Origin of the sequence: Streptomyces sp. NPDC056224, from assembly GCF_042267665.1 — a bacterium.
Lineage (GTDB): Bacteria > Actinomycetota > Actinomycetes > Streptomycetales > Streptomycetaceae > Streptomyces.
In genome coordinates, this window is record NZ_JBHJTK010000005.1 from 88744 (window position 1) to 110375 (window position 21632).

The following is a 21632-nucleotide window of genomic DNA, read 5'->3' on the forward strand; positions in this document are numbered from 1 at the left end:
CGCGGGCACAGGGGGCCTGCCACACCATGAGCGTTGTCACCAACACGACCACCATCGGCGCCATCGAGCTGCCGAGCCGGCGGAACACCGAGCTCCTGCTGCTCGCCTTCGCCGTGGTCATCCCGATCTTCGCCTACGCCAACGTGGGCCTGTCGATCCACGGCGAGCTGCCCCCCGGCATGGTGCTCTACGGCCTCGGCCTCGGCGCCCTCGCCGGGATCGCGCACCTCGTCGTACGCCGGTACGCGAAGTACGCCGACCCGCTGCTGCTGCCGCTGGCCACCCTCCTCAACGGGCTGGGCCTCGTCCTGATCTGGCGCCTCGACCAGTCCGAGCGGCTGCAGAACCTCGCCAAGCGCTCCTTCGGCAACTTCACCCCCTCCGCGCCCCGCCAGATGATGTACACGGCGGTCGCCATCGCCCTGTTCGCCGCCGTCCTGCTGATCCTCAAGGACCACCGCGTCCTGCAGCGGTTCACGTACATCTCCATGGCCGGCGCCCTGGTCCTGCTGATCCTGCCCGTCATCCCGGGCCTGGGCGCGGACGTCTTCGGCGCCAAGATCTGGATCAGCGTCGGAGGCTTCTCCATCCAGCCCGGCGAGTTCGCGAAGATCGTCATCGCGATCTTCTTCGCCGGTTATCTCATGGTGAAGCGCGACGCCCTCGCCCTGGCCAGCCGCCGCTTCATGGGCCTCTACCTGCCGCGCGGCCGCGACCTCGGCCCGATCCTGATGATCTGGGCGATGAGCCTGCTCGTCCTCGTCTTCGAGAACGACCTCGGCACCTCGCTGCTCTTCTTCGGCATGTTCGTGATCATGCTGTACGTCGCCACCGAGCGGACCAGCTGGATCGTCATCGGCCTGCTCATGTCGGTCGGCGGAGCCACCGTCGTCGGCGCCACCGCCAGCCACGTCAAGGCCCGCGTCAACGCCTGGCTCGACCCCTTCGCCTGCTACTCCAAGTCCGGAGCCTGCGAGCAGGTCGGCCAGTCGATCATGAGCTTCGGCTCCGGCGGGGTCCTCGGCACCGGCTGGGGACAGGGCAACTCCGACCTCATCGGCTTCGCCGCCAACTCCGACTTCATCTTCTCCACCGTCGGCGAGGAGCTCGGCCTCGCCGGCGTGATGGCCTTCCTCCTGCTCTACGGCCTCATCATCGAGCGGGGCGTCCGCACCGCCCTCGCCGCCCGCGACCCCTTCGGCAAGCTCTTCGCCATCGGCCTGTCCGGCGCCTTCGCCCTCCAGATCTTCGTCGTCGCCGGCGGAGTCATGGGCCTCATCCCCCTCACCGGCATGACCATGCCCTTCCTCGCCTCCGGCGGCTCCTCCGTCCTCGCGAACTGGATCCTCATCGCCGTCCTCATCCGGATCAGCGACACCGCACGCCGACCTGCCCCGGCCCCCGCCCCGTCCCCCGACTCCGAGATGACCCAGGTGGTCCGCCCGTCATGAACAAGCCCCTGCGCCGCATCTCGCTGTTCTGCGGGCTGCTCGTCCTCGCGCTGCTGATCCGCACCAACTGGCTGCAGTACGTCCAGGCCGAGGAACTCAGCACCCGCAAGGAAAACCGCCGGGTCCAGATCGCCCAGTACGCCACCGAACGCGGCAACATCATCGTCAACGGCGAACCGATCACCGGCTCGACGGTCACCGACGGCAGCGACTACAAGTACAAGCGGACCTATATGGACGGCCCCCTGTGGGCCCCCGTCACCGGGTACGCCTCGCAGGCCTTCGGCTCCACCCAGCTCGAATCCCTCGAAGACGGCATCCTCACCGGCAACGACGACCGGCTCTTCTTCGACCGCACCATCGGCATGTTCACCGGGGAGAAGAAGCAGGGCGGCAACGTCGTCACCACCCTCAACCCGGCCGCCCAGAAGGCCGCCTTCGAGAAGCTCGCCAACAACAAGGGCGCGGTCGCCGCCATCGACCCGCGCACCGGCGCCGTCCTCGCCCTGGTCTCCACCCCCTCCTACGACCCCTCCCGCTTCGCCGGCAACTCCAAGACCGACGAGAAGGCCTGGGTCGAACTGAAGGACAGCGAGGACAAGAACCTCGTCAACCGCGCCCTGCGCGAGACCTACCCGCCGGGCTCCACCTTCAAGGTCGTCACCGCGGCCGCCGCGCTCGAACACGGCGTCGTCAAGGAGATCAACGACCCGACCGACACCCCGGAGCCGTACTTCCTGCCGGGCACCAAGACCCAGCTGCCGAACTCCCACGCCGGTTGCGACAAGGCCAGCCTCAACGAGGCCCTGCGCATCTCCTGCAACTCCGTCTTCGCGAACATGGGCGACAAGGTCACCCGCGACAAGATGGTGGAGACCGCCGAGAAGTTCGGCTTCAACAACGACAAGATCGACATTCCCGTCCGCGCCTTCGCCAGCGTCTACGACAAGAAGATGGGCAAGGACGGCAACGCGCAGAGCGCCATCGGCCAGTTCAACACGGCCGCCACCCCGCTCCAGATGGCCATGGTCACCGCGGCGATCGCGAACGACGGCAAGCTGATGAAGCCCTACATGGTCGACCAGCTCACCGCGCCCAACCTCGACGTCATCGAGAAGCACTCGCCGCAGGAGATGAGCCGGCCGCTCTCCGCCGCCAACGCGCAGAAGGTCCAGGAGATGATGGTCAACGTCGTCGACAGCGGCACCGGCGGCAAGGCGAAGATCAACAACGTCAAGGTCGGCGGCAAGACCGGCACCGCCCAGCACGGCGAGGGCAACAAGAAGCGCCCCTACGCCTGGTTCATCTCCTACGCCGAGAACCCGGACGGCTCCTCGCCCGTCGCCGTCGCCGTCGTCATCGAGGACAGCGAAGGCACCGCCCGCGACGACATCAGCGGCGGCGGCCTCGCCGCTCCGGTCGCCAAGGCGGTCATGGAAGCCGTACTGAAGAGCCAGCGATGACCAAGCGATCGTCCCGGAACGATCCAGGGGCGACGGACCGCCGGAGCACAGTGATCCACATCACTGATCCCGGCCGGATCCGGGCGTACGGTACCGGTCCAGTATCAGCCTGTGGCCGCGAACCGATCACAGACGATCGGCCGGTAGCCTTTGCGCGAACAGCACACCGCCGGACCACACACAGGTGCGGTCGGGACTGACGGAGAGGGCTGCAACGTTATGGAAGAGCCGCGTCGCCTCGGCGGCCGGTACGAGCTGAGCCACGTGCTCGGCCGCGGTGGCATGGCCGAGGTCTACCTCGCCCACGACACCCGGCTCGGCCGTACCGTCGCCGTCAAGACCCTGCGCGCCGATCTCGCCCGCGACCCGTCCTTCCAGGCCCGGTTCCGGCGCGAGGCCCAATCGGCCGCGTCGCTGAACCACCCGGCGATCGTCGCCGTCTACGACACCGGCGAGGACTACGTCGACAACATCTCCATCCCGTACATCGTGATGGAGTACGTCGACGGGTCCACCCTGCGCGAGCTGCTGCACTCCGGGCGCAAGCTGCTGCCCGAACGCACCCTGGAAATGTGCATCGGCATCCTCCAGGCCCTCGAGTACTCCCACCGCGCCGGCATCGTGCACCGCGACATCAAGCCCGCCAACGTGATGCTGACCCGCACCGGCCAGGTCAAGGTCATGGACTTCGGCATCGCCCGCGCCATGGGCGACTCCGGCATGACCATGACACAGACGGCGGCCGTCATCGGCACCGCCCAGTACCTCTCCCCGGAGCAGGCCAAGGGCGAGCAGGTCGACGCGCGCTCCGACCTCTACTCCGCGGGCTGCCTGCTCTACGAACTCCTCTGCGTACGGCCCCCGTTCGTCGGCGACTCCCCCGTGGCCGTCGCCTACCAGCACGTACGCGAAGAACCGCAGCCGCCGTCGAACTTCGATCCCGAGATCACGCCCGAAATGGACGCGATCGTCCTGAAGGCCCTGGTCAAGGACCCCGACTACCGCTACCAGTCCGCCGACGAGATGCGTGCCGACATCGAGGCCTGCCTCGACGGCCAGCCCGTCGCCGCCGCCGCCTCCATGGGCGCGTCCGGCTACGGCTACCCCGACCAGGGCGGCTACGGACACCAGGGCTACGACCAGCCCACCACCGCCCTGCGCGCCACCGAATCCGGCCAGACCTCGATGATGCCGCCCATGCCCCCGGGCGACGGCGGCTACGGGTACGGCGACCAGGGCCCCGGTGGCTACGACCAGGGGCCGCACCGCCGCCAGAAGAAGAGCAGGGTCTCCACGATCCTGCTCGTGGTGGCCGGCATCCTCGTCCTGGTCGGCGCGATCCTCATCGGCCGCTCCCTCTTCAACAACACCGCCGACAACCGGCCCAGCGTGCCCAAGCTCATCGGCTCGACCCTCGAGCAGGCGCAGAAGAGCGGCGAGAACGTCGGCCTCAAGGTCGTCAAGGGTGCCGACGAAGCCTGCGACCAGCCCAAGGGCATCGTCTGCAAGCAGGACCCGGTGGCCGATACCAAGGTCGCGAAGGACTCCACCGTCACGGTGACGGTCTCCTCGGGCGCGCCCAAGGTGTCGGTCCCCGACGTCCTCGGCCTCAAATTCGAAGAGGCCGAGAAGGCACTGAAGGAAAAGGGCTTCCAGGTCGACCGCAAGCTCCAGGAGTCCGAGCGCACCCCCGGCATCGTGATCGACCAGACCCCCAAGACCGGTGGCGAGGCGGAGAAGAACAGCGTCATCACGCTGACCGTCGCCAAGGAGCAGGCCAAGTCGGTCGTCCCGGACCTGAAGGGCAAGACCAAGGACGACGCGGAGAAGGCGCTCAAGGCGGTCAAGCTCAAGCTCGGCTCCGTCACCGAGATCGACTTCCCCGGAGCCGCCCCGCGGACCGTCGTCGATCAGGGCAACCAGCCCGGTGAGCAGCTCGACGTGGGCAGGACGGTCAACATCACGATCTCCAAGGCCGCGCCGCAGCAGACCCAGGTGCCGACCCTGGCCGGCAGGACCGTGGCCCAGGCGAAGCAGGAACTGGCGTCCAAGGGCCTGACGTTCGGCCGGGTCATCAACGGCCCGACGGACGACAACGCGGTGGTGTTCCAGTCCGACCCGCCCGCCGGCTTCCCGGTCAACACCGGCTCGGTGGTCAACGTCTTCACGACGCAGGGCGGCCAGCAGGACGGCGGCCTCTTCGGAGGCCTGACCGGCGGCGGCCGCCGCTAGCAGCAGCACAAAGGTCCGGCCCCTCTCCGTGGAGAGGGGCCGGACCTTTTTCGACGCTTCCACGGGGCCGAGGGCGTGGCGACCGTCCTACACGAGGCCGACGCGACCTTCTGTGCGGTCGCGTGCGCCTTCACCCGCGACGCCTTGGCCCCATCGGGTCATCGCCGCCCCGGGAGGCGTCACAGCCGTCCACAGGGGCCTTCCTGAGGCCCGGGGTTCTGCAGGGGTGACCCTCCGCGGCCGCGTGACCGGCCTCCCCGAGGGAAGTCAGCCGGCGAGCTCCGCGGGCGGCGTCCGCTTGCCGTCCACCTTCTCCGTGCGGACCAGCTCGCCCCACACCACGTACCGGTACTTCGACGTGTACACCGGTGTGCACGTGGTCAGGGTGATGTAGCGGCCCGGGGCGGTCCTGCCCGACTCCTTCGGGACCGGGCTGATCACGTCCACGTTGTACTTCGACGTCTGCCGGAGCTCCGCGAAGACCTTGTACACGTACCAGGTGTCCTTGGTCTCGAAGACGATCGCGTCGCCGTTCTTCACCTTGTCGATGTTGTGGAACTTCGCGCCGTGGCCGTCCCGGTGCGCGGCGAGGGAGAAGTTCCCCTTCGCGTCCCACGGCAGCGCCGACTTCACCGGGTCCCTGTAATAGCCCGCGACCCCGTCGTTGAGGACGTCCGGCTCCGTGCCCGGCTTGACCAGCACCTCGCCGTTCCTCATCGCCGGCACGTGCAGGAAGCCGATGCCGTCCTTCGTGTCCAGCGCCCCCGGTTCCGCGGGCTTCGAGGCCTCCGGTCCCGGCGTCTGCCACTGCTGGCGGATCGCGTCGCCCCGGGCCGACGCCTGCCGGTCCGCGAGCACGTTCGTCCACCACAGCGAGTAGGCCACGAACAGGCCGAGGACCAGGCCGATCGTGATCAGGGCCTCGCCCAGCAGGCTCAGGAACCCGGCGAGCACACTGCGGCGGCCTGCGGGCGGGGCCGCGGCGCGGCGGCGGGCACGAGACACTGCTGATTCGTCCTTAGGGCGGCTACGGGCTGTTCAGCGCGGGCGGAGGGCCCTGGCTGCGGGGGCGTTCATCGGTCATCCTGCCCCATACGATCATCCGGTAGGTGCTGGTGAACTCCGGAGTGCAGGTCGTCAGCGTGATGTACCGGCCCGCCGAGGTGAACCCCGATCCCTCCGGCACGGGCTTCAGCACGGACACGTTCGTCGGCGGTGTCTGCGCCAGCGCCGAGGTCATCTCGTACGTGTAGTACGCGTCCCGCGTCTCGACCACGACGGGATCCCCCGCCACCAGCCGGTTGATGTAGCGGAAAGGCTCCCCGTGGGTGTTGCGGTGGCCCGCCACGGCGAAGTTGCCCTGCGCGTCCGCCGGCATCGCCGTCTTGAGCGCACCCTCCCCGTAGTGCCCGACCATTCCCCGGTCCAGCACCTTCGGCTTGCTGATCCCCTCCGCCACCGGCACCTTCAGGTCCAGCTTCGGGATGTACAGGATCGCGAACCCCTGGCCCGGCTCGAACGCCGACACCACCGGGGCGGCGGGCCCGGCCTCGTCCGGGTCCCGCTGCCACGTCTGCTGGAGCGAGCCCGCGGCCCCGTTCGCCGCCCGCTCCGCCACGATGTTCGTGTACCAGAGCTGGTAGGCGACGAACAGCAGCATCACCAGGCCCAGCGTGATGAACAGTTCCCCGCCGAGCCGGCTCGCGATGACCACCGGGCCGCCCGAGGCCGGCCGCCTGCGCCGCCGCCCGCCCCGCCTCCGGGTGTTCCTGGCGGCCCGCTTCGCGGCCTCCTGAGCTGCCCTGCGCCGCGCGGCCCGGCCCCCTGTGGGCGCGGACGGCGCGAGCGCGGTCACGCGACGGCCTTGCCCACCACCGGGGCCAGCCCCACCGAGCGCTCCACGGCACCCGCGTCACCGCACCGCACCAGCCAGTTCGCGAGCATCCGGTGGCCCCACTCCGTCAGCACCGACTCGGGGTGGAACTGCACACCCTCCACGTCGTGCTCCCGGTGGCGCAGGCCCATGATGATCCCGTCCTCGGTGCGTGCCGTGACCTCCAGCTCGTCGGGGAGGGTCCCGGGCTCGGCGGCGAGGGAGTGGTAGCGGGTCGCGGTGAACGGCGACGGCAGGCCGGCGAAGACGCCGAGGCCCTCGTGCACCACCGGCGAGGTCTTGCCGTGCAGCAGCTCCGGCGCCCGGTCCACGACCCCTCCGTACGCCACCGCCATCGACTGCATTCCGAGGCAGACGCCGAAGACCGGCACGCCCGTCTGCGCGCAGTGGCGGACCATGTCGACGCAGACCCCCGCCTCCTCCGGCGTCCCCGGGCCGGGGGAGAGCAGCACCCCGTCGAAGCCGTCCTGCGCGTGCGAGAGCTCGACCTCGTCGTTGCGCAGCACCTCGCATTCGGCGCCGAGCTGATAGAGGTACTGGACCAGGTTGAAGACAAAGCTGTCGTAGTTGTCCACGACCAGAATGCGCGCGCTCACGGAGTGGCTCCCGATCCCTCGTCCACCGTCACATCGTTGAACGGAAGGAGCGGTTCGGCCCACGGGAAGACGTACTGGAACAGCACGAACACCACCGCGAGGACCAGTACGAGTGAGATCAGCGCGCGTACCCACGCGTTGCCCGGCAGATGCCGCCAGATCCAGCCGTACATTCCGTCTTCCCTTTTCGTCCACGATCGTTCCCCGCACCGCAGGGGCGGTACGCGAACAGACTAAAGGCAGCGGCCCGGCCGGGAGAGTCACCTCGGCAAACCCTCCGGCCCGCCCCGCCCCACGGGGCGCGTGCCGGTCAGCTCCGCCCACACGACCAGCCGGTGGCTGTGTCCCCACTCGGGGTCGCAGGTCGTCAGCGTCAGGTACCGGCCGGGGGCCGTGAACGGCGATTTCCGGGGCACAGGGTCGACGACCCCGACGTCCGTGGGCACGGTGCGCAGCGGCCCGCCGCGCACCGTGTACGTGTACCAGGTCGTCGCGTCCTTGAGGATCACGGCGTCACCGGGGCGCAGTCCGGGGAAGTCCTTGAAGGGGTCTCCGTAAGTGCGCCGGTGGCCCGCCACCGAGAAGTTGCCGATGGCGCCGAGCCCGGCGGTGCCGGCGTAGTGGCCGAGGCCCTTCTTCAGCAGCTCGGTGTCCGTGCCCTCCAGGACGGGCTTGTTCCAGTCCGGGCCGAAGCGGGGGATGTACATCTCGGCGAAGGCCCGGCCGGCGGGGTAGCCCGCCGGGGCCGCGGACGGGGACGGGGACGGTTCCGGCGACGGCGCGGCGGCCGGGGTGGCCGCCGGGGCCTCCGCCGGGCCCGCGGCCCAGTGGTCGCGCAGCCGGGCCATCTCGCCGTCCATGGCCCGGTCGGCCTTGACCCCGGTCCACAGCAGGACGTAGGCGACGAACAGCACGATCAGCGTGCCCGCCGTCAGGCACACCTCGCTGAACGTCCGTACCACCAGGCGCAGTACGGCGTCAGGGCGAACTCGTCTCGGAGGACGGGGCCAGCGGCTTCGCATAGTGGAGGTCCACTGTGCCGGAGTAGCCGGGAAGTGTCAGCGCCTTGTGCTCGTCCACTTTCCAGCCGAGCCCGTACGCGTTCACGTACAGCTGGTAGTTCTGCAGGGCCGGGGAGGCGGCGAGGGCCTTGCGCAACGCGCCCGGGTCGCCGACCGCCGAGACCTTGTACGGCGGCGAGTACACGCGGCCCTGGAGGATCAGGGTGTTGCCCACGCAGCGGACCGCGCTGGTGGCGATCAGCCGCTGGTCCATGACCTGGATGCCCTGGGCCCCGCCCTGCCAGAGGGCGTTCACCACGGCCTGGAGGTCCTGCTGGTGGATCACCAGGTCGTTGGGCTGCGGCTCGGGCACGTTGGGGATCCGGGCGGTGGCGTTCGGCGGCGCGTCGTTGAGGGTGACCGTCAGACCCTTGCCGGACAGCTCCTCGGTGCCCGACGCGGCGCGCAGAGCGGCCAGCTTCGCGTCCTCGGCCTTGGTGCTGCCGTCGTCGCGCTCGGCGAGGGAGTCCACCCGCCGGCGTACCGGTCCGAGGCTCTCCTCCAGCTCCGCGTTGCTCTGACTGCGTTCCTCGATGAGGTCCGACAGCTTGAGGAGCGAGGCGTCCGTCCGGATGTTCGTACCCTTGGAGGTGTTGAAACTGGTGACGAAGAGCAGCCCGGCCAGGGCGAAGACGGCGGCGGTCAGCAGCCGGACCGGCCTGGCCCGGCGACGGGGACCCGCGGAGGAGTCGTCGGAATTGCTCAACGTACCCTTCTCCTTCAACGCCACAGGTCCACTACGCTAACGGACGCCCGGGGCAGGCAAGGTCCCCAGCGCATCGACAGGAGAGCCCCTCGTGCCGAAGTCACGTATCCGCAAGAAGGACGACTACACGCCTCCGCCCACGCGGACGCCGCAGTCCATCAGGCTGACGAACCGCAGCTGGGTCGCTCCGGTCATGCTGGCGCTGTTCCTGATCGGTCTCGCGTGGATCGTCGTCTTCTACGTGACCGAAACCCAGCTGCCGATCGAGGCTCTGGGCAATTGGAACATTGTAGTTGGTTTCGGATTTATCGCAGCGGGATTCGGCGTATCCACGCAGTGGAAGTAGCACCAAGCGCCCCCTGAGGGAAGCTCTCCCCATGAGTTATCCACAGCGTCATCCACACCTGAGGAAAAGACAGAAGATCTGTGGATAACTCTGTGGAGAGTTGACGCCGGTGTGATCAGGTGAGTTCCGCGGTCCGGATCAGAATCACCGCTGCCGCCAGCAGGAATACGGCCGCGCACGTCCCCCATTGGATGAGCGCGCGGTACCTGCCGGCGGCGGGCCGGAGCATGCCCAGGCCCACCAGGGCGCCGGTGACCAGCCCGCCCACGTGCGCCTGCCAGGACACGGTGAGGCTGCCGCCGATCGGCACGAAGGTCAGCACCAGCATCAGCACGACCATGACGATCACCGGCCGCATCTCGTAGCGCAGCCGGCGGGCGAGGACGACGGTGGCGCCGAGCAGCCCGAAGACCGCGCCCGAGGCGCCGAGGGTCGGGGTGTTCGGTGCGGTCAGCAGATAGACGAAGGCGCTGGCCCCGAGCCCCGAGAGCAGGTAGACGGCGAGATAGCGGGACCGGCCCAGCGCCGCTTCCAGCGGGCCGCCGATCACCCACAGGCCGATCATGTTGCCGATGATGTGCCACCACTCGACGTGCAGGAACACCGACGTCAGCAGGCGGTAGTACTGGCCGGTGGAAACCCCTTCGACGGGGCCGCCGAAGAATTCCACGTACTGGCCGAGCAGCTCCAGCTGGACCACGACCGCCGGGGCCACCAGACCCGCGAGGAACACCGCGGCGTTGACGCCGATCAGGGCCTTGGTGACCAGGTGGGGATCCGCGGCCACCACCCCGCCCGCGATGGTGCGCGGCGCGTTCGCGGTCGGCCGGTGGCCGGTGCCGGAGCCCTCGCGGACGCATTCGGGGCACTGGAAGCCGACCGAGGCGCTGATCATGCACTCGGGGCAGATGGGGCGCTCGCAGCGGGTGCAGCTGATCCCCGTGTCGCGGTCCGGGTGGCGGTAGCAGCCCGGCAGACGGTCGGTGTCCATCGGTTCCCTCGATCGGCGGCGAGGCGCAGGAGCGCCCCGCCGGTCCTGTCGGCCCCACACTTCGTATGCATGCAGGACGGACGGGCGGGGCCCAAAGGTTCCCTCCGGGGTCAGCGCTTCTCGATGACGACCGACTGGATGATCACGTCGTCCACCGGACGCTCGGTGCGCGGGTTGGTGGCGCTGGAGGCGATGGCGTCCACGATCTTCTGGCTGGCCGGGTCGGTGACCTCGCCGAAGATGGTGTGCTTGCGGGTCAGCCACGCGGTGGGCGCGACGGTGATGAAGAACTGCGAGCCGTTGGTGCCCGGGCCCGCGTTGGCCATGGCGAGCAGGTAGGGCTTGGTGAAGGCCAGGTCGGGGTGGAACTCGTCGGCGAACTGGTAGCCGGGGCCGCCGGTGCCGTTGCCCAGCGGGTCGCCGCCCTGGATCATGAAACCGCTGATGACGCGGTGGAAGACGGTGCCGTCGTAGAGCGGGTCCGTGGTCTTCTGGCCGTCGGTGGGGCGGGTCCATTCACGCGCGCCCGTGGCGAGCTCCACGAAGTTCCGGACCGTCTTCGGAGCGAAGTTCTCCAGCAGCTCGATCACGATGTCGCCGTGGTTGGTCTTCAGGGTGGCGTAGAGCTTCTCGGCCACGGATCTGCCTTCCATAGTCATCACTGTCGGTCCAGATGGTCGCACGCAGCGCAGTGCGGCACAGAAATCGTCCACCCGTATGCCCTGTCACGCATGCCGGTCGGCGCTATGGCAGGCATGATCCGACAAAGGGTGGAAAGGTGAACTGTGTCCGCCACCGAGGAGGAGGATCCCGTGACCGGCAAGGACAGCGTGCGCCTGGCAGCCGAGAGCGCCAGGGAGAGTGTGCGGCACGCGGCGGAAGTGGTGGCGCCGTATGCGGAATCCGCCAAGGATGCCGCGGTGCACTACGTACAGGAGGCGAACGAGCGGCTGGCGCCCATGGTGTCGCAGGCGGCCAACGAGGCCGCGCGGCAAGCGCGCACGACATACGACTGCCACGTACATCCCCGGATCGTGTCGGCGCGCGCCCACGTGCCGCCGAACGTCGACCGGGCTGCGAAGAAGGCCGTGGAGCAGACGCGTCTGGTGGCGCGTCAGGCAGCCGACTACACCCAGCCGCGGATCGAGAGCGCGCTCGCCGTGGCCTCCCCGGTGGCCGAGGAGGCCGCCGCACGGTCGGCGGCGGCGTCGGCGGCGGCCCTGGCCGCGCTCCGCGGGCAGGTGTCGGCCAAGGAGGTGCAGCGGATGGTGGCGCGCCATGAGCGGCGGGCGCGCAGGGGCCGGGTGCTGCGCGGTGTCGCGCTGGTCGGTGTGCTGGCCGGCGCCGCCTTCGCGGCGTGGAAGTGGTGGGACCAGCAGTCGAACCCGGACTGGCTCGTCGAGCCGCCGGCCGCCACGGAGGTGCCGGCGCGCGACGCCGGGCCGGCGAGCTTCGACGACGAGCTGGCGGAGAAGGAGCGCGAAACGGGCCCGGGACCGGCCCCGGAGGACGAGCAGCGCTGACCCGCGCCGAGGGGGCCCGGATCCACCAGGATCCGGGCCCCTCGGCCGTGTCGTCCGGCCGGTCAGCCGGGCAGGGTCAGGACCATGCCCGGTCGGACGAGGTCGGGGTTGGAGCCGATGACGCCCTTGTTCATGGCGTAGAGCTCGCGCCAGCGGGCTTCGTTGCCGAGCTCGCGGCGGGCGATTTCGTAGAGCGAGTCGCCGGGCCGGACGGTGTACGTGCGCTTCTTGGCCACGGGCGCCGGCCCGGGAGCCGCGGGGACGGCCTTGTGCGCGGCCGACGCGGGGGTCGGGGTGTGCGGGGCTCCGGGGGCGGAGGAGGCCGAGGTCGGCTTGGGCGGCATGGGGGCGGGCTGGGGGGTGACGGGGACGGCCTTGTGCGCGGCCGAGGCCGGGGTCGGGGCCGCGGGGGCGTGCTTGGGCTTCGGCGGCGCGGCGGCGGCCATGCGCTCGGCGGCCGCGCGGGTGGCCGAGGCCGCGTCGGCCGCCTGGCTCCCGGGGCGTGTCGTCGCCGCGGAGGTCTGCTGCTGGACCTGCTCCTTCGCCTTCTCGGCGGCCTCGTGTTCCTTCTTCTTGTCGGACTTCAGGAAGTCGAAGAGTCCCATGTGTGTACGCCTCCGGCGTGGTGATCCCCCCTGGGCTCGGTGCCCTCCCCCACTGTCGGACACCGGGGGCCGGGCGGCCCCGTGACGGAGCCGTCCGGGGGACCCGGGGAGCGGCGGATGCCGGTCGCCGACGGGAGCGGCGCGCCGGTGCGGGCTGTCGGCGGAGCGGCCACGGCGTCCGCGTGGGCCTGGCCGACGACCCGCGGGCTGTCCACGGCGACGGTCGCCCCTTGCCGGCGGCGGCGATGATCCGGGCTCGGCGCTCCGCGGCGCAGGGGCGGCCCCGCCGATGTTTCACGTGAAACAGAGACGCCCCGGCGGGCAGGAGCAGGGGGCCCGAAACGTGGGTGGCCCATCCACGGCGGACTCGATGCATGGGGCCCGGGCGGCACCTGACTCCCGAAGGCCAAGCTCTTCGGTCCCGCCCTGGGTCACACGGGCGGGCGCGGCCGGCGTGGACAGGACGGCCCCACCGAGGGCCGCGCCGATGTACCGGGCGGTGTGGAACGGGCCCGGGCCCGGGGGCGGACCCGCCCGGCCTGGTGGGGGCGCCCGGCCTGGTGGCGGCGGGCGGGGCCGGGCCCGCGTCGGCAGCCTGCGGCAGAACCGGCGGCAGGCCGGTGGGGCAGTCGGCGGGTACGACGCGGCCGCGGAGAGCGCCCCGAGGCCGAGGGTGTGCGCGGGCCCCACGACGACGGTCTTCACCGCGGACGCCCCGGCGAAGGCCGGCCTGGCCGGACCGAACGCCGAGGACCCCGGCCGCCGCGGACCGGCTGATAGCGTCCGGAACATGCCCGAGCTCATACGGCCCGCCTCCCGCCTGCACTCCTCCTGGCTCGCCGCCCGCGAGGAATGGGGTCCCGACGCCCCCATGGACGGGGCCGGCCTCGGCTCCGACGACGACGTCGACAGCCCCGGGGGATTCGCGGCCTGGGTGGAGCGGCTGCACGGGTACGCGGACCGTACGGTGCCGGTCGAGCAGGGCAGGGTCCACGCCACGTACTGGTGGATCGCCGAGGACGACACCTACCTGGGCGCGATCGACCTGCGCCACCACCTGAACGCCTTCCTCCTCGACGCGGGCGGCCACATCGGCTACAGCGTGCGCCCCTCGGCGAGGCGGCGGGGGCTGGCCGGCTGGGCGCTGGAATCGGTGCTCCACGAGGCACGGGTGATGGGGATGGACCGGGTCCTGCTGACCTGCGACCCGGACAACACCGCATCCGTGCGCACGATCGAGAGCTGCGGCGGCGTCCTCGAAGATCTCCGCGAGACCCTGATCGGCCCCAAGTACCGCTACTGGATCGACCTCTAGAAACCCCCTGCGATCGGTCCGGCCGACGTGCCCACCGCCTCGGCCCCGACGCGAAAAAGACCCTCCTTGACCGCGTTTCCGCAGGTCAAGGAGGGTCTACATGTGGAGCCTAGGAGATTCGAACTCCTGACATCTGCCTTGCAAAGGCAGCGCTCTACCAACTGAGCTAAGGCCCCATGGGTCGGCACACGCCTGTCCCCGTGCGGGGAGCGGGTGTTCCGCAGAACAGAGTACCGGGTGTACCCCCTCATCTCGCAAAATGATAGGGACTCCCGCCGTGCGACCACTCTCCGTAAGATGCTCGCGAGGTTCGCACCAGCGAAGGGGAGTAGTAAGAGTGGACGCAGTACAGCAAGAGGCCACGGCCAGAGCCAGAGAGCTTCAGCGCAGTTGGTACGGGGAGCCGCTGGGAGCGCTCTTCCGCCGGCTCATAGATGACCTCGGCTTGAACCAGGCCCGCCTCGCTGCCGTCCTCGGACTGTCGGCGCCCATGCTGTCCCAGCTGATGAGCGGCCAGCGCGCCAAGATCGGAAACCCTGCCGTGGTGCAGCGTGTCCAGGCGCTCCAGGATCTCGCCGGCCAGGTGGCCGACGGGAGCGTCAGTGCCGCGGAGGCCACCAACCGGATGGACGAGATCAAGAAGACCCAGGGGGGCTCCGTCCTCAGCAACAGCGGTCAGAGCACCACCAGTTCGGGTGCGCCCACCGTCAAGCGCGTCGTCCGTGAGATCCAGTCGCTGCTGCGCTCGGTCTCCGCGGCGGGCGACATCATCGACGCGGCGGACAGCCTCGCCCCCAGCCACCCGGAACTGGCGGAGTTCCTCAGGGTGTACGGCGCGGGCCGCACCGCAGACGCGGTCGCCCACTACGAGGCCCACCAGAACTGACGAGCGCGACGGCGGACTACGGGTGACGGGGGACGGGCACAGCGATGGGTGAGGTTTTCGCCGGTCGGTACGAACTGATCGATCCGATCGGGCGCGGTGGCGCGGGCGCCGTGTGGCGCGCCTGGGACCACCGTCGCCGCCGGTACGTCGCCGCGAAGGTCCTCCTGCAGAGCGACGCCCACACGCTCCTGAGGTTCGTACGGGAGCAGGCCCTGCGCATCGATCACCCGCACGTACTGGCCCCCGCCAGCTGGGCGGCCGACGACGACAAGGTCCTCTTCACGATGGACCTGGTCAGCGGCGGCTCCCTGGGCCACGTCATCGGGGACTACGGTCCCCTCCCGCCCGGGTTCGTGTGCACCCTGCTCGACCAGCTCCTGTCGGGCCTGGCGGCGGTGCACGCGGAGGGCGTCGTCCACCGCGACATCAAACCGGCCAACATCCTGATGGAGGCCACCGGAACCGGGCGGCCGCACCTGCGGCTGTCCGACTTCGGCATCTCCATGCGCAAGGGCGAGCCCCGGCTGACCGAGACGAACTACGTCGTCGGCACCCCCGGTTACTTCGCCCCCGAGCAACTGCTGGGTGCCGAGCCCGACTTCCCCGCCGACCTCTTCGCCGTCGGGCTGGTCGCCCTGTACCTGCTCCAGGGGCGCAAGCCCGACTCGCAGGCCCTGGTGGAACACTTCCTCGCCCATGGCACTCCCGGTGCCCCGGAAGGCGTCCCCGCGCCGCTGTGGGACGTCATCGCCGGTCTCCTGCAGCCGGACCCCCATGCCCGGTTCAAAACGGCCACGGGGGCGCGCAAGGCCCTTGCCGGGGCCGTGGAGCTGCTCGCGCCGACCGCGCCGGGCGCGGATCCGGTGGAGGTGTTCGACCAACTCGGCCCGCTCCCCGCCGGTTTCGGCCCTCAAGGTCCGCAGACGTCGGCAGCGGCGGCCCCGGACGGACCCACGGCCGCCGTGGTACCGCCGCCGAACGGACCTCAGACCCCGACCGGACCTCAGAGCCCGACCGGGACACCGGTCCCGGCCACGACCCCGTCCCCGTCCCCGTCCCCGTCCCCGTCCCCGAATCCGTACGCCACTCCGGGTCCGTACGCCTCGCCGTACGCGTCCCCCTACGCGGCTCCGGCCACCGTGGCGGAGGCTTCCGGCACCGATCCGCGCGGCACGGCCGGGACCGTCCCGGTGCCCGCCGCGTACGCGGGGCCCTCGGAGACCGGGAGTTTCCACCTCCCGCCGCCGACGCCGCCCGCACCGCACACCTCGTCGGCACCGCCCGCCCGGGCCGCCGGGATCGCCCCGCCGCCGGGGAAGGTGACGGCCGGCATCCTCACCGCCGCGCTGCTCTGTTTCGCCGTCGGCGTCTGGGCGCTCACCCGGCTGTAGTGCGCGCGCCCCTGCGGGCCAGCAGGATCCAGCCGCCCAGCACGAGCAGCAGCAGCGTCCCGGTGCCGAATCCGGCGCCCGCCACCACCCGCATCACGGAGCGGTTCTCCGCCGCGTCGGCGGCTTCCGGAGCGGTGAGCCCGGCCTTCGCCGCGGCCCGGTCCCCGGCTCCGACCCCGAACCCGCCCGCCGCCAGGCCCTCCTTGTACGCGGGCGCCTTGGCGGGGGTACCGGTCACGTCCACCCGCAGGGTCAGCGGCACGGGCACCGCGTCCTCGGTGAATTCGGCGACCTTCCCACCCATGGTCACCGCGACGTAGTACCAGCCCGCGATGCCCACGGACGCGACGGCCCGGTCGCCGGCGAAGCGGTTCTCGTAGGCGACGGGAGGGGTCTTCTCCAGGGTGATCCCGGCCTGCTTGCCGTCGTACGAGGTGTCCTTGTCGGAGATCAGGCTCCGGTAAGGGGTGTAGAGGGAGACGACGAGCCCGCCCGAGGCGGATCCGTACTGCCTGGTCATCTTGGCGGCGGCGAGTTCGGCGCTGAGGCCCAGCTGCTGCCCCCAGTCCAGCGGGACCCGGTAATAGCGGGTCTGGCCGGGGCGCATCTCATCGCGCCACACCCCGGGGCCCAGCGCGCGGGCGTCGTTGAAGCCGGTGCCACCGGTGCGGGCCACCGCCTCGGTGCCGGGCAGGGCCGGGGCCCCCGAGGGCCAGCCGCTGGGCGCGGCGGTGGGGCCGCCCGTGCCGCGGCCGGGTTCGCGCTGCACCCGGAGTTCCAGCGGCCAGGGGCTCTGGTCGGAGCTCTTGGCCGACGTACGGGTGACCTTGGCGTAGTAGACGCCGGCCGGCGCGCAGTCCTCGTCCTCCGCCCCCCGCCGGACACCGGCGGCGCTGACGGGGGCGGGGTCGTAGTTGAAGCTCGCGCGGCCGGTACTGCCCGGGCAGGAGCGCCCTGCGGTGGTCATGATCTCCACCTCGATGCCGTCACTGGAGGAGACCTTGGCGCCCGGAGCGGGCCGGAGCACGGCGGAGACGTACACATCGGACCCGTCCTGCTCCAGGACGAGCCGGTAGACGCGCTCCCCGGGGGCGAGCGTGTCCTCGTAGAAGTTCCCGGCCTCCAGGAGCGGGGCGTCCGCACTGGAGGGCTTGCCCTCGACCGCCTTCGCGCCGTCCGCCGCGCGGTACTCCGGGACCGGCTGCGACGCCGTGCCCTCCGCGTGGGCGGCGCCCGGCACACCCGCCGCCATGACCAGGGCCGCCGCCCCCGCCACGGCCCCCGTACGCGCTGCCGTCCGTACCCGACCCATCACGCCCACCCCGATTTTGCTAGCGCAAGCCAAATCTTTGCATAATGTAATTCTTCGTCACAGAACAGCACAAAGCCCCGGCCGCAGCGGCAGCCGGGGCTTCATGAGATCAGCTTTCGGTCTCACACACCGGAACCAGAGGGCACGGAGTCAGTTGCCTCCGTCCACAGGTCCTGCTCGGCGCGGTCCGCCTGGATCTGGCGGTACACGAGGAGCCCGCCGATGGCGGCCAGTGCGACCAGGAGCAGCTTCTTCACCGCGCGACCTCGTCTTTCGTTGACGTAGGGGACTTCTGGCGCCCAACAATACACACCGACCGATACCGATCGGTGACCTGCCGGCCCATCAACTGGCCCAACGACGAAGACCCCCAGGCCATGGGCCTGGGGGTCTTCGACACTGTGGGGCTAACAGGATTTGAACCTGTGGCCTCATCCTTATCAGGGATGCGCTCTAACCAACTGAGCTATAGCCCCATCCGCGCTGCGCGCTGACTCCTGAAGGTTAGCGCACAGACCCGGGAGGTCCAAAATCCCCGCCGCGGAGCCCTGTGGACACCGACCTGCGAAGGTCTGCGCAGGTCACTCGTCCTCGGCGAGCGTCAGCTCCACACCGCCGACGAACCCCGCCGACAGGTTGTAGATGAACGCACCGAGCGTCGCCAGCGCCGTCGCCAGGACCACGTCGATGACCGCGATCACCGATGTGAAGATCAGAACGCGCGGCAGCGACAGGAACGACTGGAGGTCGAAGCCGTTGCTCTCGTTCGAGCCGGTCGCCTCGCTGATCGTGCCGCCGACGGTCGAGAAGACGCCCATCGCGTCCATGACCATCCACAGCACCGCCGCCGCCACGATCGTGCAGACGCCCAGCGCGATCGACAACAGGAAGCTGACCTTCATCACCGACCACGGGTCGGCCTTGGCCACCCGCAGCCGCGCCTTGCGCGTCCTGGGCGCCATCCGGGCCCCCGTCCGCGGCTTGCGCTGCGCGCCGCCCGCACCGCCGCCGCGCGGCGCACCCGGGCCCGCGGGCGCCGCGTAGGCCTGCGGCGGGTGATAGGGCTGCGCGGGCCGCTCCTGACCGGCTTCCACGTCGGCCTGCGGCTGCGGTCCTCGGGTGTCCGTCACAGTCCCCCCCTGGGAGTCCGCGGCGGGGCCACGGGCACCATTCGCTCCAGTCTCGGCCGGTCCGGCGCCCGTGGCTCCACTCACGACTTACTCCTCGTGCTCCCCAGCCGAAGGCTGCGTGCCCTCGGCGGCCTCGGCGGCCTGTCCGTCGGCCGCCTCGGTCTCGGTCTCGTCGGCCTCGACCTCGTCAGCTTCCTGACCGGCCTCGGCGTTACGGGCGATGCCCACCACGGCATCGCGCTTGCCCAGGTTGATCAGCTGGACGCCCATGGTGTCACGGCCGGTCTCCCTGACTTCATTGACGCGCGTACGAATCACACCACCGCTGAGCGTGATGGCGAGAATCTCGTCCGTTTCGTCCACCACGAGCGCCCCGACGAGCGACCCGCGGTCCTCCACGATCTTCGCGGCCTTGATGCCCAGACCGCCACGACCCTGCACGCGGTACTCGTCGACCGGCGTCCGCTTGGCGTAGCCGCCGTCGGTCGCGGTGAAGACGAACGTACCCGGCCGGACAACGCTCATGGAGAGCAGTTCGTCACCCTCGCGGAAGCTCATGCCCTTCACGCCCGAGGTGGCGCGGCCCATCGGGCGCAGCGCGTCGTCGGTCGCCGTGAAGCGGATCGACTGCGCCTTCTTGCTGATCAGCAGCAGGTCGTCCTCGGCGGACACCAGCTCCGCGCCGATCAGCTCGTCGGCGGTGCCGTCGGCGCCGTCGGCGCCCGTCTCCCGGAGGTTGATCGCGATGACGCCGCCCGAACGGGGCGAGTCGTAGTCCTTCAGCGCCGTCTTCTTCACCAGGCCGCCCTTGGTGGCCAGGATCAGGTACGGCGCCGCCTCGTAGTCGCGGATGGCGAGGATCTGCGCGATCTTCTCGTCCGGCTGGAAGGCCAGCAGGTTCGCCACGTGCTGCCCGCGCGCGTCACGGCCGGCGTCCGGAAGCTCGTACGCCTTGGACCGGTAGACCCGGCCCTTGTTCGTGAAGAACAGCAGCCAGTGGTGCGTGGTGGAGACGAAGAAGTGGTCGACCAGGTCGTCCTGCTTCAGCTTCGTACCGCGCACGCCCTTGCCGCCGCGCTTCTGCGAGCGGTAGTCCTCGGTCTTGGTGCGCTTGACGTAGCCGCCGTGCGTGATCGTGACGACGATGTCCTCTTCGGCGATCAGGTCCTCGATGGACATGTCCCCGTCGAAGGGCACCAGCTTGGACCGCCGGTCGTCGCCGTACTTCTCGACGAGCGCGGCCAGTTCCTCGCTGACGATCGAGCGCTGCTTCTCCGGCGAGGCCAGGATCGCGTTGTACTCGTTGATCTTCGCCTGGAGCTCGTCGTGCTCCGCGACGATCTTCTGCCGCTCCAGCGCCGCCAGGCGCCGCAGCTGCATCTCCAGGATCGCGTTCGCCTGGATCTCGTCGATCTCCAGCAGGCCCATCAGGCCCTCGCGCGCGATCTCGACCGTGTTGCTGCGCCGGATCAGCGCGATGACCTCGTCGATCGCGTCCAGCGCCTTGAGCAGACCGCGCAGGATGTGCGCGCGCTCCTCGGCCTTGCGCAGACGGAAGCGCGTGCGCCGGACGATGACCTCGATCTGGTGCTGCACCCAGTGACGGATGAACGCGTCGATCGACAGCGTGCGCGGCACGCCGTCCACCAGCGCCAGCATGTTCGCGCCGAAGTTCGTCTGCAGGTCGGTGTGCTTGTACAGGTTGTTCAGCACGACCTTGGCGACGGCGTCACGCTTCAGGACGATCACCAGGCGCTGGCCGGTCCGCGACGAGGTCTCGTCACGGACGTCGGCGATGCCGCCGACCTTGCCGTCCTTCACCAGGTCCGCGATCTTCTGCGCGAGGTTGTCGGGGTTGGTCTGGTACGGGAGCTCCGTGACCACCAGGCACTGGCGGTTCTGGATCTCCTCGACCGCGACCACCGCGCGCATCGTGATGGAGCCGCGACCGGTCCGGTACGCCTCCTCGATGCCCTTGCGGCCCACGACCAGGGCGCCCGACGGGAAGTCAGGGCCCTTGATCCGCTCGATGAGCGCTTCCTGGAGCTCCTCGTGCGAGGCCTCCGGGTGCTCCAGCGCCCACTGCGCGCCCGCCGCGACCTCGCGCAGGTTGTGCGGCGGGATGTTGGTCGCCATGCCGACCGCGATACCGGCGGAACCGTTGACGAGCAGGTTCGGGAAGCGCGCCGGCAGGACCGTCGGCTCCTGGTTGCGGCCGTCGTAGTTGTCCGTGAAGTCGACGGTCTCCTCGTCGATGTCCCGGAGCATCTCCATGGCCTGCGGCATCAGCTTGCACTCGGTGTAGCGCATCGCGGCCGCCGGGTCGTTGCCCGGAGAGCCGAAGTTGCCGTTCGAGTCCACCAGCGGCATGCGCATCGACCACGGCTGCGCCAGGCGCACCAGGGCGTCGTAGATCGAGGAGTCGCCGTGCGGGTGGTACGTACCCATGACGTCACCGACGACGCGGGCGCACTTGTAGAAGCCCTTCTCGGGCCGGTAGCCGCCGTCGTACATCGCGTACAGCACGCGGCGGTGGACCGGCTTGAGGCCGTCCCGTACGTCGGGCAGCGCGCGCGAGACGATGACGGACATCGCGTAGTCGAGGTAGGAGCGCTGCATCTCCGTCTCGAGCCCGACGGGCTCGATCCGCAGCACGGGCTGCTCCTCCGCGGGGTTCTCGGCGGTGGGGGTGGTTTCGTCGGCCATTGCTGGTCAGAAGTCCTTTCAGGC

The 21632-nt window shown here is 70.3% G+C and carries 20 protein-coding genes, 2 tRNA genes and 1 pseudogene; 8 read left to right on the forward strand and 15 right to left on the reverse strand.

Going from position 1 to position 21632, the window contains the following annotated elements; all coding sequences use genetic code 11:
* Window positions 1–26 precede the first annotated feature (26 nt).
* The 3 genes from ACFCZ1_RS09330 to pknB all read left to right on the forward strand — a co-directional run bounded on the left by ACFCZ1_RS09330 (window position 27) and on the right by pknB (window position 5146).
* Entirely contained in the window at window positions 27–1451 is a 1425-nt protein-coding gene (locus ACFCZ1_RS09330) for an FtsW/RodA/SpoVE family cell cycle protein (RefSeq protein ID WP_376677789.1), read from the forward strand.
* A complete protein-coding gene (locus ACFCZ1_RS09335; protein ID WP_376677790.1) occupies window positions 1448–2914 on the forward strand; it encodes a peptidoglycan D,D-transpeptidase FtsI family protein in 1467 nt (488 codons plus the stop codon). The genes ACFCZ1_RS09330 and ACFCZ1_RS09335 overlap by 4 nt, the downstream gene beginning before the upstream one ends.
* A gap of 219 nt (window positions 2915–3133) precedes the next feature.
* The gene (pknB, locus tag ACFCZ1_RS09340) at window positions 3134–5146 is read left to right on the forward strand and encodes a Stk1 family PASTA domain-containing Ser/Thr kinase (RefSeq protein WP_376677791.1); all 2013 of its coding nucleotides are present in this window, start codon (window positions 3134–3136) and stop codon (window positions 5144–5146) included.
* A 267-nt stretch (window positions 5147–5413) separates the two neighbouring features.
* Here the strand turns inward: pknB and ACFCZ1_RS09345 are convergent, their stop codons facing one another.
* The 6 genes and pseudogenes from ACFCZ1_RS09345 to ACFCZ1_RS09370 all read right to left on the reverse strand — a co-directional run bounded on the left by ACFCZ1_RS09345 (window position 5414) and on the right by ACFCZ1_RS09370 (window position 9403).
* On the reverse strand, window positions 5414–6151 hold the full coding sequence (locus ACFCZ1_RS09345; RefSeq protein ID WP_376677792.1) for a class E sortase: 738 nt from the start codon (window positions 6149–6151) through the stop codon (window positions 5414–5416).
* A gap of 22 nt (window positions 6152–6173) precedes the next feature.
* Window positions 6174–7034: pseudogene (locus ACFCZ1_RS09350) on the reverse strand (class E sortase); the annotation flags it as partial.
* On the reverse strand, window positions 6998–7636 hold the full coding sequence (locus ACFCZ1_RS09355) for an aminodeoxychorismate/anthranilate synthase component II (protein ID WP_376677793.1): 639 nt from the start codon (window positions 7634–7636) through the stop codon (window positions 6998–7000). The gene ACFCZ1_RS09355 and the pseudogene ACFCZ1_RS09350, both read right to left, overlap by 37 nt.
* Window positions 7633–7809 (reverse strand): hypothetical protein, encoded by a 177-nt coding sequence (locus tag ACFCZ1_RS09360; protein ID WP_030011120.1) that lies wholly within the window; start codon window positions 7807–7809, stop codon window positions 7633–7635. The genes ACFCZ1_RS09355 and ACFCZ1_RS09360 overlap by 4 nt, the downstream gene beginning before the upstream one ends.
* Before the next feature lie 87 nt (window positions 7810–7896).
* Window positions 7897–8658, reverse strand: a complete 762-nt coding sequence (locus ACFCZ1_RS09365) for a class E sortase (RefSeq protein WP_376677794.1) — start codon at window positions 8656–8658, stop codon at window positions 7897–7899.
* Window positions 8615–9403, reverse strand: a complete 789-nt coding sequence (locus tag ACFCZ1_RS09370; protein ID WP_376677795.1) for a DUF881 domain-containing protein — start codon at window positions 9401–9403, stop codon at window positions 8615–8617. Before ACFCZ1_RS09370 ends, ACFCZ1_RS09365 begins: the two co-directional genes overlap by 44 nt.
* A 91-nt stretch (window positions 9404–9494) precedes the next feature.
* Here ACFCZ1_RS09370 and crgA point away from each other — a divergent pair, with 91 nt between their 5' ends.
* On the forward strand, window positions 9495–9749 hold the full coding sequence (gene crgA, locus ACFCZ1_RS09375; RefSeq protein WP_376677796.1) for a cell division protein CrgA: 255 nt from the start codon (window positions 9495–9497) through the stop codon (window positions 9747–9749).
* Between the two features lie 115 nt (window positions 9750–9864).
* On the opposite strand, the gene ACFCZ1_RS09380 is transcribed toward crgA, so the two are convergent.
* The gene (locus ACFCZ1_RS09380; protein WP_376677797.1) at window positions 9865–10740 is read right to left on the reverse strand and encodes a rhomboid family intramembrane serine protease; all 876 of its coding nucleotides are present in this window, start codon (window positions 10738–10740) and stop codon (window positions 9865–9867) included.
* Window positions 10741–10850: 110 nt separating this feature from the next.
* Window positions 10851–11378, reverse strand: coding sequence for a peptidylprolyl isomerase (locus ACFCZ1_RS09385; protein ID WP_376677975.1), 528 nt, complete (start codon window positions 11376–11378; stop codon window positions 10851–10853).
* Between the two features lie 174 nt (window positions 11379–11552).
* Between ACFCZ1_RS09385 and ACFCZ1_RS09390 the strand changes: the two genes are divergently transcribed.
* Entirely contained in the window at window positions 11553–12263 is a 711-nt protein-coding gene (locus ACFCZ1_RS09390; protein WP_376677976.1) for a DUF5324 family protein, read from the forward strand.
* 62 nt (window positions 12264–12325) lie between these two features.
* On the opposite strand, the gene ACFCZ1_RS09395 is transcribed toward ACFCZ1_RS09390, so the two are convergent.
* Window positions 12326–12868: a LysM peptidoglycan-binding domain-containing protein gene (locus ACFCZ1_RS09395; RefSeq protein ID WP_376677798.1), complete on the reverse strand. Its 543-nt coding sequence runs from the start codon at window positions 12866–12868 to the stop codon at window positions 12326–12328.
* A 790-nt stretch (window positions 12869–13658) separates the two neighbouring features.
* On the opposite strand from ACFCZ1_RS09395, the gene ACFCZ1_RS09400 reads away from it, so the two are divergent.
* Window positions 13659–14183, forward strand: coding sequence for a GNAT family N-acetyltransferase (locus ACFCZ1_RS09400; protein WP_376677799.1), 525 nt, complete (start codon window positions 13659–13661; stop codon window positions 14181–14183).
* A 103-nt stretch (window positions 14184–14286) separates the two neighbouring features.
* Here the strand turns inward: ACFCZ1_RS09400 and ACFCZ1_RS09405 are convergent.
* A tRNA-Ala gene (locus ACFCZ1_RS09405) sits at window positions 14287–14359 on the reverse strand.
* A 161-nt stretch (window positions 14360–14520) separates the two neighbouring features.
* Between ACFCZ1_RS09405 and ACFCZ1_RS09410 the strand changes: the two genes are divergently transcribed.
* Window positions 14521–15069 (forward strand): helix-turn-helix domain-containing protein, encoded by a 549-nt coding sequence (locus ACFCZ1_RS09410; protein ID WP_376677800.1) that lies wholly within the window; start codon window positions 14521–14523, stop codon window positions 15067–15069.
* A 44-nt stretch (window positions 15070–15113) separates the two neighbouring features.
* A complete protein-coding gene (locus ACFCZ1_RS09415; RefSeq protein WP_376677801.1) occupies window positions 15114–16460 on the forward strand; it encodes a protein kinase in 1347 nt (448 codons plus the stop codon).
* Here the strand turns inward: ACFCZ1_RS09415 and ACFCZ1_RS09420 are convergent.
* From ACFCZ1_RS09420 to gyrA, 5 genes are all read right to left on the reverse strand, one after another.
* Complete coding sequence (locus tag ACFCZ1_RS09420; protein WP_376677802.1) at window positions 16447–17772, reverse strand: hypothetical protein; 1326 nt, start codon at window positions 17770–17772, stop codon at window positions 16447–16449. The two genes, ACFCZ1_RS09415 and ACFCZ1_RS09420, sit on opposite strands and share 14 nt — an antisense overlap.
* A gap of 122 nt (window positions 17773–17894) precedes the next feature.
* Window positions 17895–18029: a DLW-39 family protein gene (locus ACFCZ1_RS09425; RefSeq protein WP_208809277.1), complete on the reverse strand. Its 135-nt coding sequence runs from the start codon at window positions 18027–18029 to the stop codon at window positions 17895–17897.
* A gap of 145 nt (window positions 18030–18174) precedes the next feature.
* Window positions 18175–18248: transfer RNA gene (locus tag ACFCZ1_RS09430), tRNA-Ile, on the reverse strand.
* Window positions 18249–18353: 105 nt separating this feature from the next.
* Window positions 18354–18902 (reverse strand): DUF3566 domain-containing protein, encoded by a 549-nt coding sequence (locus tag ACFCZ1_RS09435; RefSeq protein ID WP_376677803.1) that lies wholly within the window; start codon window positions 18900–18902, stop codon window positions 18354–18356.
* Window positions 18903–18989: 87 nt separating this feature from the next.
* A complete protein-coding gene (gene gyrA / locus ACFCZ1_RS09440; RefSeq protein WP_376677804.1) occupies window positions 18990–21608 on the reverse strand; it encodes a DNA gyrase subunit A in 2619 nt (872 codons plus the stop codon).
* Window positions 21609–21632: the final 24 nt, after the last annotated feature.

Excerpts from the sequence above, each read along its gene's own strand:
- ACFCZ1_RS09335 (WP_376677790.1), top strand. The coding sequence starts at position 1,448 with ATGAACAAGCCCCTGCGCCGCATCTCGCTGTTCTGCGGGCTGCTCGTC.
- ACFCZ1_RS09420 (WP_376677802.1), bottom strand. The coding sequence starts at position 17,772 with ATGGGTCGGGTACGGACGGCAGCGCGTACGGGGGCCGTGGCGGGGGCG.
- gyrA (WP_376677804.1), bottom strand. The coding sequence starts at position 21,608 with ATGGCCGACGAAACCACCCCCACCGCCGAGAACCCCGCGGAGGAGCAG.
- ACFCZ1_RS09380 (WP_376677797.1), bottom strand. The coding sequence starts at position 10,740 with ATGGACACCGACCGTCTGCCGGGCTGCTACCGCCACCCGGACCGCGAC.
- ACFCZ1_RS09330 (WP_376677789.1), top strand. The coding sequence starts at position 27 with ATGAGCGTTGTCACCAACACGACCACCATCGGCGCCATCGAGCTGCCG.
- pknB (WP_376677791.1), top strand. The coding sequence starts at position 3,134 with ATGGAAGAGCCGCGTCGCCTCGGCGGCCGGTACGAGCTGAGCCACGTG.
- ACFCZ1_RS09365 (WP_376677794.1), bottom strand. The coding sequence starts at position 8,658 with ATGCGAAGCCGCTGGCCCCGTCCTCCGAGACGAGTTCGCCCTGACGCC.
- ACFCZ1_RS09400 (WP_376677799.1), top strand. The coding sequence starts at position 13,659 with ATGCCCGAGCTCATACGGCCCGCCTCCCGCCTGCACTCCTCCTGGCTC.
- ACFCZ1_RS09360 (WP_030011120.1), bottom strand. The coding sequence starts at position 7,809 with ATGTACGGCTGGATCTGGCGGCATCTGCCGGGCAACGCGTGGGTACGC.
- ACFCZ1_RS09395 (WP_376677798.1), bottom strand. The coding sequence starts at position 12,868 with ATGGGACTCTTCGACTTCCTGAAGTCCGACAAGAAGAAGGAACACGAG.
- ACFCZ1_RS09415 (WP_376677801.1), top strand. The coding sequence starts at position 15,114 with ATGGGTGAGGTTTTCGCCGGTCGGTACGAACTGATCGATCCGATCGGG.